The organism is Fibrisoma limi BUZ 3, assembly GCF_000296815.2.
Classification (GTDB): domain Bacteria; phylum Bacteroidota; class Bacteroidia; order Cytophagales; family Spirosomataceae; genus Fibrisoma; species Fibrisoma limi.
Genome location: NZ_CAIT01000004.1, coordinates 68490 through 80216, shown reverse-complemented (window position 1 = coordinate 80216; position 11727 = coordinate 68490). Strand labels below are relative to the sequence as shown.

The 11727-nt window shown below is 54.0% G+C and carries 12 protein-coding genes; 6 read left to right on the top strand and 6 right to left on the bottom strand.

Annotated features, from left to right (window positions below; translation table 11 throughout):
* Window positions 1-16: 16 nt before the first annotated feature.
* The 6 genes from BN8_RS00860 to BN8_RS00835 all read right to left on the bottom strand — a co-directional run bounded on the left by BN8_RS00860 (window position 17) and on the right by BN8_RS00835 (window position 4844).
* On the bottom strand, window positions 17-793 hold the full coding sequence (locus BN8_RS00860; protein ID WP_009279867.1) for a PASTA domain-containing protein: 777 nt from the start codon (window positions 791-793) through the stop codon (window positions 17-19).
* A gap of 132 nt (window positions 794-925) precedes the next feature.
* On the bottom strand, window positions 926-1519 hold the full coding sequence (locus BN8_RS00855) for a riboflavin synthase (RefSeq protein ID WP_009279865.1): 594 nt from the start codon (window positions 1517-1519) through the stop codon (window positions 926-928).
* A gap of 53 nt (window positions 1520-1572) precedes the next feature.
* Window positions 1573-2337, bottom strand: a complete 765-nt coding sequence (locus BN8_RS00850) for a class I SAM-dependent DNA methyltransferase (protein ID WP_009279864.1) — start codon at window positions 2335-2337, stop codon at window positions 1573-1575.
* A 51-nt stretch (window positions 2338-2388) separates the two neighbouring features.
* Complete coding sequence (locus BN8_RS00845) at window positions 2389-3336, bottom strand: glycosyltransferase family 2 protein (protein ID WP_009279863.1); 948 nt, start codon at window positions 3334-3336, stop codon at window positions 2389-2391.
* A 9-nt stretch (window positions 3337-3345) separates the two neighbouring features.
* Window positions 3346-4455, bottom strand: a complete 1110-nt coding sequence (locus tag BN8_RS00840; protein ID WP_009279862.1) for a DegT/DnrJ/EryC1/StrS family aminotransferase — start codon at window positions 4453-4455, stop codon at window positions 3346-3348.
* On the bottom strand, window positions 4452-4844 hold the full coding sequence (locus tag BN8_RS00835; protein WP_009279861.1) for a sugar 3,4-ketoisomerase: 393 nt from the start codon (window positions 4842-4844) through the stop codon (window positions 4452-4454). The genes BN8_RS00840 and BN8_RS00835 overlap by 4 nt, the downstream gene beginning before the upstream one ends.
* A 225-nt stretch (window positions 4845-5069) precedes the next feature.
* Here BN8_RS00835 and BN8_RS00830 point away from each other — a divergent pair, with 225 nt between their 5' ends.
* From BN8_RS00830 to BN8_RS00805, 6 genes are all read left to right on the top strand, one after another.
* Complete coding sequence (locus tag BN8_RS00830) at window positions 5070-5705, top strand: DUF1684 domain-containing protein (RefSeq protein ID WP_009279860.1); 636 nt, start codon at window positions 5070-5072, stop codon at window positions 5703-5705.
* 205 nt (window positions 5706-5910) lie between these two features.
* Window positions 5911-8370, top strand: coding sequence for a phenylalanine--tRNA ligase subunit beta (gene pheT / locus BN8_RS00825; RefSeq protein WP_009279859.1), 2460 nt, complete (start codon window positions 5911-5913; stop codon window positions 8368-8370).
* Between the two features lie 75 nt (window positions 8371-8445).
* Window positions 8446-8784, top strand: coding sequence for a hypothetical protein (locus tag BN8_RS00820; protein WP_009279858.1), 339 nt, complete (start codon window positions 8446-8448; stop codon window positions 8782-8784).
* Between the two features lie 60 nt (window positions 8785-8844).
* Complete coding sequence (locus BN8_RS00815) at window positions 8845-9132, top strand: cell division protein ZapA (protein WP_009279857.1); 288 nt, start codon at window positions 8845-8847, stop codon at window positions 9130-9132.
* A gap of 193 nt (window positions 9133-9325) precedes the next feature.
* Entirely contained in the window at window positions 9326-10918 is a 1593-nt protein-coding gene (rny, locus tag BN8_RS00810; protein WP_009279856.1) for a ribonuclease Y, read from the top strand.
* A gap of 135 nt (window positions 10919-11053) precedes the next feature.
* Complete coding sequence (locus BN8_RS00805; protein WP_009279855.1) at window positions 11054-11704, top strand: DUF4230 domain-containing protein; 651 nt, start codon at window positions 11054-11056, stop codon at window positions 11702-11704.
* The last annotated feature ends 23 nt before the right edge of the window (window positions 11705-11727 follow it).

Genomic DNA, 11727 nt, shown 5'->3' with positions numbered 1-11727 from the left:
GCTCGTCGCGCTCCGCTCAGTCCGGTTCTATCGGCCCGACCACCCATAAGTCAATCTTCTCGCCCACCCGGATGCGTTCGCCGGGTCGGGCTTCGGGTTTCTGCCGGACCACCGTTCCTACTTCTTTTTCGGGATCATCGACCGAGATTTTGGTACCTACTTTCAGGTCAGACCCTACGATGATCGTAACGGCCTCATCCAGCGGCTTACCTATAACGTTGGGAACTTCAAATATCGTACTGCCGAGCCCATCGCCAATTTCGAGGTCGATTTTAGCACCTTTCGGAACGGGTGTACCGGCCACAATTTCCTTGCCGTTGTAGAACTGTCCCAGCACCGCGTTTTTGGCAACGTCGGGGACGTATTTGCGCTCACCAACCACCAGACCGGCCGAGCGCAGGTTCAATTCGGCGCTACGATACGTCAGGTTGATCAGATCAGGCATCCCGACCGTGGGAGGAACGCGCTTGATCAGCGTCAGGTAAACTTTTCGGCCTTCCTTCACTTTGGTGTTCGGCCGTGGGTACTGCGCATACACTGTCAGGGGTTCAGCCCCCGCCACAAACGTACAGTCGGTGGTCACCTCATACCGAAGATTGCGGTCTCCCAGAAACGTCTGCACCTCATTCAGGCTCATTTTCGTTACGTCCGGCACGGTGATCGTCTGACCGTGATTGGTCGTGAACGGCAGGTACACAAAAAAGAAACCGAGGAAAAGAACGCCCACCAGGGCCAGGATGATGCCAATGTGAATCAGCAGGTCAAAAGGGGATCGGGTGCTGATTTTCGTCATTCAATTACGTGGGCTTACGGTTTTCTGTTTACGGTTCACGGCCTTCCTGTTGGCGGCACCTCTGACGGAAACCCGTGAACTGTAAACCGTAAACAGTTAATCTGATTGGTAAAAATAGCGGAATCGGACTGCTTACCGATAGCCCGCCAGCATTTTTTTGATATACTTTCCAACGATGTCGAACTCCAGATTGACTACGTCCCCGGCTTTCAGATCCCGAAACGTAGTGTGCTCGTAGGTGTACGGGATGATCGTCACCCGGAAGCCGTCGTCGTGTGAGTTAAAAACGGTTAAACTGACGCCATTGATACAAATCGATCCTTTTTCGACGGTTACGTTTCCGGCCGCATTCGGATCGTACTGAAAATCAAACAGCCAGCTACCGTTCATATCCTGCACATTGGTGCAGATTCCGGTCTGATCGACGTGCCCCTGCACGATATGGCCATCAAAGCGGCCGGTAGCGGGCATGCAGCGTTCCAGATTCACGCGGTCGCCGGGTTTGAGCCGCCCCAGATTGGTTTTCTGCAAGGTTTCGTCAACAGCCGTTACCGTATAGCTGTCGCCCGCAACACTCGTAACGGTCAGGCAGACGCCGTTGTGGTTAACACTCTGATCAACTTTCAGCTCAGGAGCCATCGATGATTCGATCCGAAATGTAAGGTTAGTCCCTTCGGCTTCAATCGCCGAAACAGTACCGGTGGTTTCTACAATGCCAGTGAACATAATTCCGTAAATGTGAAATGGGTTGGCGGGTGAGCTACGCTCTTTTCGGCTGCCTACTGCCTACCGCCAGTTATAAACAGCGAACTGCCAAAAGGCGTTCGGGGTAACACCCGGCGCTCGATTTTAACGACCCGATACAGCGCTTCGTTGACAACCTCCCCAGGAAAATAAACGTCCGAACCGGGAGCGTCGGCCGTTCGCCAGCCGAGCCGTAGTTGCAGATTTTGCCACTGCCGGATAGCCAGAATCAGGGGCGACAGCGCCAGACTCCAGTACGTAGCGGATTGGAGGGTCAGGTTGGCTTTGGGCAGCAATTGCTCAAAATCCGCCCGAACGAATCGGCGGGTACTACCGACGGCCAGATCGTGCTGCCCCCGAAATACGTTGAAGGCGTTGTTGTTACTGATGAGCAGCCCCCCCGGTCGCAGTCGGCGGGCAAACTCGGTCAACAGTCGGGTCAGGGCAGCGTCATCGAAGTAGCAGAACACGTCGTTGCAGACAATGGCGTCGACCTGCTGATGAGGGTCGTACGCAGCCAGATCATTGAGGTTTACGCGCGTTACGTTCAGGCCGCGTTCGTGACAGAATGCGACCGCATCGACCGATCCGTCGATCCCCCGCAAGTGATCGTATCCCTTCCGGCGCAAAAAATCCAGCAACCCGCCCGTCCCGCAACCAGCATCGAGAATCTGTATATCTCGTCGCGCACCGAACTGTTGGTGCAACGCCTGTTCTACGCTTTCGTGCAAAATCCGATACCACCAGAGCCGCTGCTCCAGGCGAAACATTTTTTCGTATTCGTCCTGTTTGTCGAACATAAAAGAAGAGGAAGAAGGGGAGGAAAGGCAGAACGGAGGAGGGGAAACAGCTTACGGCTCCACCCTGTCCTCCCTTACACCCTTCCTCCGTTCTCCTTTTTTTATCACATAAGGTGGCAGACCGCTGTGGGCCATGAACAGTTTACCGACATACTCGCCCAGCACCCCGATAAACAGGCATTGCAAACCCGCCAGGGTCAGTACCGCCCAGATGACGATCTGCCAGCCCGCAACGCTGTACGCAGTCGCGACCGACGCCACCAGCAGGCCGAAGCCCAGCAGCAAACCCAGGCCAAACAGCCCTACGCCCAACATCGTGAACACCCGCAACGGCCAGAGTGAATAGCCGATCAATATGTTCAGGAACAGCGACACCAGTTTTTTGAGGGTGTAGTTCGACTGGCCGTCGCGACGCGGGTCATGCGGAACTTCGACACTGCCCACGTTGCGGGTCACGCGAAAAATCAGGCCGTCGATGTACGGATACGGTCCCTGGTATTTTCTGATCTCAGCCACAACGTCGCGGTGGATCAGTTTAAAACTGGACAGGTACAGGCCGGAAGGCTTTCCTAACGAATAGGTTGTCAATGTGTTGACTAGTCGACTCCCCAGGTTGCGAAACCAGTTGTGTTTTTTTTCGGCGTAGCGGCTGTAGACCACGTCATACCGACCTGCCTCGGCCGTTTCGAGCAGCGTGGTGATGGCTTCCGGTGGATTCTGAAAATCGTCGTCGATGATCACGACGTACTGCCCTTCGGTCTGATTAAGCCCACACAGCACGGCATTGAATTCGCCGAAATTCCGGCGCAGTGAGACAAACTGCACGTTGTCGAATCGATCTTCCAAAGCCAGACAAGCCGCTTCGGAGTCGTCGCGACTGCCGTCGTTGACCAGAACGACCTCAAACGAAATGGCTTGTAGCGCCGTTTGTAAGCGCTCCACCAACGGCCCAATGGTTCGCTCGCTGTTGTAAACGGGGATAACGACGCTCAGTTTCATGCGGACAAATTAACGACCAAACTGGTTTACCGCGTCAATCACCTGCATCACCTCTTCGTCGGTCAGGCTGGGATTAAGCGGCAGGCTAACCACCTCCCGATGAAGTTGCTCGGAAATAGGCAGCGATACGGCTGCATGGGCTGCATACGCCCGCTGATGGTGGGGCGGAATGGGATAATGCACGTCCGTACCGATCCCGCGTTCACGCAGATACACCCGCAACGCATCACGCCGGGAACTACCTGCCGTATCGCCCGGTACACGAATTACGAACAAATGCCAGGCATCACAATCGACCTGATCAGCAGGCGGCAGAAGTACTGTCGGCCCAAGTTCGGCCAGATACAGCCGCGCTAATGTTCGTCGGCGCTCATTGTCGGCAGCCAGATTGGCTAATTTTACGGATAAAACAGCCGCCTGTAACTCGTCGAGCCGACTGTTATGCCCGGCATACTCGTTCACGTAGCGCTGTGCCGACCCGTAGTTACGCCAGGCCCGAAGCCGTTCAGCCAGCTCGTCGTCATTGGTGGTGATGGCCCCTGCATCACCGATAGCTCCTAAGTTCTTACTCGGGTAAAAACTCCAGCCGGCGGCATCTCCCAGGCTCCCGGCCGATCGACTTTCATACGTAGCGCCATGGGCCTGAGCCGCATCTTCCAGCACGTTCAGGTTGTAGCGTTGGGCGAGTTTCATAATCGGGCTCATGTCGCAGCAGCGGCCGTAGAGATGAACGGGCAGAATAGCGCGGGTGCGGGGCGTAATGGCCGCTTCAATGCGAGCAGGATCGAGCAGATAAGTACGTGGATCTGGCTCCACCCAGACGGGCGTCAGGCCGGCGTGCGTGACGCTCAGCACGGAAGCTATATACGCATTGGACGGAACAATAACCTCACTGCCCATCGGGAAATTCCACGCTTTCAGGACGAGTGTCAGCGCTTCCAGCCCGTTGGCAACACCAATGCAATGGCGAGTACCGCAGTAGCGGGCGTATTGCAGCTCAAAGGCTTGAACCTCCTCCCCCAGAATGTACCAGCCCGATTGAATCACTCGTTCGGTAGCTGCACTGATCTGGGCCTGATACGGTTCGTTAATTCGTTTAAGATCAAGAAAGGGAATCATTCCGAAGCCGCCAGCACCCGGCTGTTCGGGTAAGGGTCGTAGATGTAGTCGTCTTTGTCGTAAGGTTCATTGGAAACAACCAGCAGAATAGCGTCCTCCGAAAACTCGTCCATGATGTGCCAGTCTTCCGGTTCCAGCACCAGACACTGCCGGGGATTGGTCAGCCGATACGTCGTTTCAGCCTGCCCGTTGTGACAATAAACCCGGCAGCTACCCGACAGACAGACCAGCGCATTCCAGGCCCGATGATGGCGATGTCCTGCGCGCGGACTTTGCCCAGCTTCGTAGATGTAAAAAACCCGCTGGATGGTTCCGGGAATGATATTCTCAAACACGGTCAGGTTTCCCTTTTCCGAAACAAAGGTTTTTAATTCGTGCAGTTGCGCCATTGAACGTTGCAATGAATTTATTTAGTGGGACTAATCTACGCTATAAGCGGGATCAAATATAAGTAGAAACACGCAAGAAACGCCTGGAAAGTAATATGATGACATGTCACTACAAAGAACCTCCCCGAATACACATTGCAACATATCACATTAAAAACCCATTAAATATAGACATCAAGCCTGTATTTTATAATTCGTTGAAGACCAGCTTTTGTTTTAAATGCTATGTTAAAAAATAAATTCTTTTTGACCGGCCTGTTCCTGGTGGCCTTAGTGGTGCTGTATTACAGCTTCTTCGACGGGGGTAATATGACCTCAGGCGGGGGTGTCGACGAAGTACTTGAGCCTGAGACGTACCGCCAGCAGATTGATGCGGAGCGCAAACGTAAGGATGAGTTTTTCCGCACCAGCGAACAGTCGCCGATTACAGACAAAGCCAGTTTCAGAGGCCTTAGGTATTTTACGCCAGACCTTGGCTACCGGGTATCGGCCCGGCTCGAACCCTTCGCCGACAAATCGCAGAAGCTCATCATACGCATGACCGACGGCAGTGAGGAGGTGTATGATAAGTTTGCTCATGCCGTATTTAGCCTCAACGGCGAAGCACACCGACTGCTGGTCGTCAAACAGGGCGAAACATACGCAATACAGTTCCGCGACGCCACCTCCGGCAACGAAACGTACGGCGGTGGCCGCTACCTCGAACTTGCCCTCGACGACGTGACCGACAACCGTGTAACGCTGGATTTCAACGCAGCCTACAATCCATACTGCGCCTACAATCCGACGTTTGCCTGTCCGCTCCCCCCCGCCGAAAACACCCTGCCCATCGCCATAAAAGCCGGAGAGCGGTATCATTGAAAAAGGAGGAAAGGAGGAAGGGGAGAAAAGGAGAAAGGAATATGGATACGGGATTACCAACATCTAGTTCCCTCTATTCCCTTCTCCCCTTTCTCCTCTCCTCCTCCTTTCCTCCCCTTTCTCCTTTCCACCCCTTTCTCCTCTCCTCCCTTTCCCCCCTTCCTCCTTTTCCCTACCTTTGCCCTTATTTTCGAATTGCCGCCGTATGGAAGTTTCTTATAAGTGGTTACAGGAGTACATTGAGTTGCCCGAATCGCCCGAAGAAGTTGGGAAACGCCTGACAGGCACGGGACTGGAAGTTGAAGGCATAGAAAAAATAGAAGCCATACCGGGCGGCCTGGCAGGCGTTGTAATTGGCCAGGTGCTGACGTGCGAAAAACACCCTGACGCCGATAAACTAAGCATCACGACGGTCGATGTAGGTGGGGATCAGCCCCTCAACATCGTTTGCGGAGCGCCCAACGTAGCGGCCGGGCAGAAAGTGGTCGTTGCGCTGGTCGGAGCTACCCTCCACCCAACAAACGGCGCAGGCACGCCTGCCGAACCGTTCCAGATCAAGAAAGCCAAGATTCGGGGAGCAGCTTCGGAAGGTATGATCTGCGCCGAGGATGAGATCGGGCTGGGCACGTCCCATGCCGGTATCATGGTGCTGGACACCGATGTACCGAATGGTACGCCTGCAGCCAGCTACTTCAATCTGGAAGCTGATTACCAGATCGCCATCGGCCTGACGCCGAACCGTATTGATGCGGCTTCGCACCTGGGTGTGGCCCGCGACCTGAAAGCAGCCCTGAACCGCCCCCTGCGCTGGCCGTCAGTCGATGCCTTTGCGGTGCAGAACCAGGACCTGACGCTCGACGTACGGGTAGAAGCTCCGGAAGCCTGCCCGCGTTACACCGGCCTGACGATCAGCGGCCTGAGCGTTGGCGAATCGCCCGACTGGCTGAAGCAACGCCTGCTGAGCATCGGCCTGAATCCGATCAATAACGTAGTCGACGTAACGAATTTCGTTTGCCACGACCTTGGTCAGCCGCTGCACGCCTTCGACGCTGATAAGATCACGGGTGGTCAGGTCATTGTCAAAACCCTGCCCGAAGGCACGCCGTTTGTCACCCTCGATGGTGTTGAGCGCAAGCTTACGGCCACCGATTTGATGATCTGCAACGGCGCTGCCGAACCGGCCGAAGCCGCCATGTGTATCGCGGGTGTGTTCGGTGGACAAACGTCAGGGGTAACCACAGCAACTACCCGCATTTTTCTGGAATCGGCGTATTTCTCGCCGACCTCCGTCCGAAAGACGGCGCAGCACCACGGCCTTAAAACCGATGCGTCGTTCCGGTTCGAGCGGGGGACAGACCCCAACATGCCGGTCTTTGCTCTGAAACGGGCCGCCCTGCTGATTCAGGCCGTAGCCGGTGGTACGATCAGTTCCGACATCACGGATATTTATCCGCAGCCCATTGAGCCGTTCCGTGTAGTGGTGCGCTACCGCAACGTGGACCGGCTGATCGGTATCCGAATTGACCGCGACGAAATTCACCGCATTCTCGAAGCGTTGGACATCCAGGCGGAAGACCGGACCGACGAAGGCTTCGTTGCCGTAGTCCCCCCTTACCGCGTCGACGTAACCCGCGAAGCCGACGTAACCGAAGAGATTCTGCGTATCTACGGCCTGGACAACGTACCGCTGTCGGCCCACCTCGGAGCCGACTCGCTGTCGGAATTTCCGGCCACGGACCCTAATCAGTTGCAAAGCCGGGTCGGACAGGCATTGGCGGCTAATGGTTTCTTTGAAATTCTGACGCTGTCGCTTACCCGTCCGTCTTACCACAATGCCATTCGGCAAATCCTGCCGGGCGCCGACGTAACGCTTCTCAATCCGCTGAGCGAAGAACTGTCGGTTATGCGGCAGACGCTGCTGTTCTCGGCCCTCGAAACGCTGGTGTACAACAGCAACCGGCGCCAGAAAGACCTGAGTGTATTCGAATTCGGCAAGGTGTATTACAAAGCCGACAGCGACAACGGTACGGGTAAATACGTCGAAAAAATGCGATTGAGCCTGGCCATGATGGGCAACCAGCAGGCTGAGAGCTGGCTGACGAAGGGTCAGCCCATCGCCTTCCATGATCTGGCAACGGCCGTGCAGCGCGTGTTAAATCTGTTCCGTATCCGGACATTCGATACCCAGCCCGCCGATGCTACATTGTTCCAGTACGGCCTGACCTACCTGGTTAACAAAAAACCACTGGTTAGTCTGGGGCTGGTGCAGCCGAAACTGACGCGTCTGGTCGATCTGAAGCAACCGGTCTTCTACGCCGATTTCGATTGGGAAGCCTTGCTGAAGCAATACAGCGCCAAAGCCCGCTACGAAGAAGTACCACGTTTCCCGGAAGTCCGGCGCGACCTGTCGCTGGTACTGGATCAGGCCGTTACGTTTGAACAGATCAGCCGGCTGGCGTATCAGACCGAGCGGAAACTACTGCGCACGGTCAATGTGTTTGATGTATATGAAGGGGAAAACCTGGGTGCGGGCAAAAAGTCCTACTCCGTTAGTTTTACGTTGCAGGACCCAACCCAGACGCTTACCGACGCGGCCATCGACAAAACGATGCAGCGCCTGATGAGCACCTTCGAAAAAGACCTCGGAGCTGTAATACGTAAGTAACTGAATGACCGGATTAATTGAATGATTGAATGGCGGTTCCTGCGTTGATTCAGTCAATCATTTCATCACTCAAGTATGATCAGCGAACATCAGATCATCGCCGTTTTAGAGCAGCTCGAACGAAAAATTCGGCTGTTGAAAGGTGTTTGTGACGATGCCAAACGCCGGGTAGACTTTCTGGAAGGAGAAAACAAACGTTTGCGGGAGGATTTGAAAGAACAGGAAAACCTCGTGAAGCGTTTGCACAAAAATCAGGCTAATTCCGATAAACCCTTTCTGAAGTCAAAAGAAATTGGTAAGATTGTAAGCAACAATCTGTCAGCAACAGATACGAGTACCGAACTAAAACAACAACTCGACGAGTATATCCGGGAAATCGAACGGTGTATTGCTCATTTGAGTAGTTTGTCATAAACCAGAATTGGGCCGGTGTGTGGGCGCTCTGCCGTCTACGATGCCGAACCAACCGCAGCGATGGAAGAGCTATCTATTCGCCTTAAAATTGCCGACCGGGAGTACGGGATAAAAGCCGAGCCTGACAACGAAACGCTGGTACGCGATGCCGGCCGACTGATTCAGGAAGAGCTGAAAAAATACCGTGACATGGGTGTCCGCGACACGCAGGATGCGCTGGCAATGCTGGCTTTCGATTGCCTGGTAACGAAGCTGCGGAGCGATCAGCAAATACAGCGCCTACAACGAATGGTCTTTGACAAAATTACTCAACTGGATCAGGTCGTAACGCCCGCGATTACTTCGTAAGTGTGATCCGTGTTTTTAAGCGCCGGAAGGCGAATATATTTTTGATTGAGTTAACGACTGTTGATTGTCTTAAAAACAAGCACTTACAGGCCTGACATCCGCTGGTTAGGTCATTGAGTGAGTTTTATGTTTGGGACGTTGTATCGCGGCAGGTTGAGCTGGTTATTTGTTCAACCCAAACGATATAAGTACCATGAATACATCGAGCTGGCTGATGCTCTTCCTTGACAATGTTGTCATGCTGGGCATCGGCATTTACGTCGGCAGGAAACTGCTGTATAAAGTTTTCAGTAAACGCGAGCAGGAAGCCGACGAACGCGCTGCCAATATCCTGAAAAACGCGGAGCTACAGGCCGAAACCCTCAAGAAAGACCGGATGCTGGAGGCTAAGGAGAAGTACCTGAAGTTAAAAGCTGAATTTGAAGAAACGACCAATCAGAAAAAGAATCTACTCCTTCAGAACGAAAGCAAGCTCAAGCAGCGTGAGCAGCAACTGAACCAGCAGGCTGAGCAGCAGAAGCGCCGGGAAGCGGAACTTGATCAGCAGAAACACACGCTGGCGCAGCAGCAGGACGCTCTCAACAAACGAAAAGAAGAAGTTGAGCGCCGTCGGCAGGAAGCCGAACAGATGCGGGCACAGCAGGTCGAGCAACTCGAACGTATTGCCAACCTCTCGGCCGAGCAGGCGCGTGACCAGCTTGTTGAAACCCTTAAAGCCGAAGCCGATTCGCGGGCGTCGTCCTACGTCAAGAACGTTATTGAAGAAGCCAAACTGACGGCTACCAAAGAAGCCAAGAAGGTCGTTATCGAAACCATTCAGCGGACAGCAACCGAACACGCCATCGAAAACTGCGTGTCTGTTTTCAACATTGAATCCGACGACGTTAAGGGCAAAGTAATTGGCCGGGAAGGCCGCAACATCCGGGCGCTCGAAGCCGCTACGGGCGTTGAAATTATTGTCGACGATACCCCCGAAGCTATCATCATTTCCGGTTTTGATCCTGTTCGGCGCGAGATTGCCCGACTGTCGCTGCACCGCCTGGTGCAGGATGGTCGTATTCACCCCGCCCGCATTGAAGAAGTGGTGGCCAAAACCCGCAAAAACATTGAAGACGAGATTGTAGAGATTGGCGAACGTACCGTTATCGATCTCGGCATTCATGGCCTGCACCCTGAGCTGATCAAGATGGTGGGGCGGATGCGTTTCCGGTCGAGCTACGGCCAGAACCTGCTCCAGCACTCCCGCGAAGTAGCGAAACTGTCAGCCACCATGGCCGCCGAGCTGGGGCTGAATGCCAAGCTGGCCAAACGCGCTGGTCTGCTGCACGACATCGGTAAAGTATGGCCCGAAGAAGCCGAACTGCCCCACGCCATTCTGGGCATGGAGCTGGCCAAGAAATACAAAGAGAATGCCGAAGTCGTCAACGCTATCGGTGCTCACCACGATGAGATTGAGATGACCAGCATGATTTCTCCCATTGTTCAGGTTTGCGACGCCGTGTCCGGATCGCGGCCGGGTGCTCGTCGGGAGATGATGGAGTCGTACATCAAACGGCTGAAAGAGCTTGAAGAACTGGCTACCAACTTCCCGGGTGTGACGAAATGCTACGCCATTCAGGCGGGCCGGGAGTTGCGGGTTATGGTCGATGCCGACCACGTTACCGACGAGCGGGCCAGTGCACTGTCGTTCGAAATCTCGCAAAAAATTGAGAAGGAAATGCAGTATCCCGGCCAGATCAAAGTGACCGTGATCCGGGAAATGCGCTCCGTGGCCTACGCGAAGTAGACTGCTTTTTTAGTAAACGCAGAGAAAACAGAGGAGCATAGAGATCGCAGAGGTAAACTCTCGTTTCTCTGCTAACCTCTGTTTTCTCTGCGTTTCTACTTACAACAAACCCACCCAAAACCGGTTAAGTGGACTATGGATTTTCTGACTACTGTGCTTTTACTGATCGTTGGTGGAGGGGCTGGCGTTGCGCTGTCGAATGTCCTCCGGAAGCGCTCGGGGATAACGGATGTTCGGCGGGAATCGACCTTGCTGCTCGAACGCATCGAGAAGGTATTTAAGGTGGTGATGGCCGAAGGGTATTTCTCTGAGATTTACAACTACCAGGATCAGAAGAAGATTCTATACTTGTTCAACGACCCAAAGAAGGCCATGATCATTGCCAAGTCCAAAGTACTGGTCGGATTTGACTTCGCGAAGGTACGTTTCCGGCAACCTGAGAACGGCGAAAAAAAACTGATTATTGAATCGTTTCCGGCACCGGAGGTCCTCTCCATTGATACAGACTATAACTTCTACGACATTCAGGCGGGGATTCTCAACCATTTCCACGGCGAAGATTACACCCGGATCCTGGACGAAGCGAAGCAGGCCATGAACGAACGGGCCATGCAGAGCGATCTGCCTAAAATAGCCAACAACCAGATTCAGTACATGATGTACCAGTTGGCCAGTTCGATGGGCTGGCAGCTTCAGCTTCCCGAAGCGGAGCAGCAACAACTGGAAGCCCTGAAAGCCCAGGCAGAAGAACCGATTGCCGCCCCGAAGCAACTGCCGATCGGCTAACCGTTGTCTGTACAATGAACCCT

Bases quoted from the DNA above. Each gene is read 5' to 3' on its own strand.
- BN8_RS00860 (WP_009279867.1), bottom strand. From the start codon at position 793: ATGACGAAAATCAGCACCCGATCCCCTTTTGACCTGCTGATTCACATT.
- BN8_RS00855 (WP_009279865.1), bottom strand. From the start codon at position 1,519: ATGTTCACTGGCATTGTAGAAACCACCGGTACTGTTTCGGCGATTGAA.
- BN8_RS00850 (WP_009279864.1), bottom strand. From the start codon at position 2,337: ATGTTCGACAAACAGGACGAATACGAAAAAATGTTTCGCCTGGAGCAG.
- BN8_RS00845 (WP_009279863.1), bottom strand. From the start codon at position 3,336: ATGAAACTGAGCGTCGTTATCCCCGTTTACAACAGCGAGCGAACCATT.
- BN8_RS00840 (WP_009279862.1), bottom strand. From the start codon at position 4,455: ATGATTCCCTTTCTTGATCTTAAACGAATTAACGAACCGTATCAGGCC.
- BN8_RS00835 (WP_009279861.1), bottom strand. From the start codon at position 4,844: ATGGCGCAACTGCACGAATTAAAAACCTTTGTTTCGGAAAAGGGAAAC.
- BN8_RS00830 (WP_009279860.1), top strand. From the start codon at position 5,070: ATGTTAAAAAATAAATTCTTTTTGACCGGCCTGTTCCTGGTGGCCTTA.
- pheT (WP_009279859.1), top strand. From the start codon at position 5,911: ATGGAAGTTTCTTATAAGTGGTTACAGGAGTACATTGAGTTGCCCGAA.
- BN8_RS00820 (WP_009279858.1), top strand. From the start codon at position 8,446: ATGATCAGCGAACATCAGATCATCGCCGTTTTAGAGCAGCTCGAACGA.
- BN8_RS00815 (WP_009279857.1), top strand. From the start codon at position 8,845: ATGGAAGAGCTATCTATTCGCCTTAAAATTGCCGACCGGGAGTACGGG.
- rny (WP_009279856.1), top strand. From the start codon at position 9,326: ATGAATACATCGAGCTGGCTGATGCTCTTCCTTGACAATGTTGTCATG.
- BN8_RS00805 (WP_009279855.1), top strand. From the start codon at position 11,054: ATGGATTTTCTGACTACTGTGCTTTTACTGATCGTTGGTGGAGGGGCT.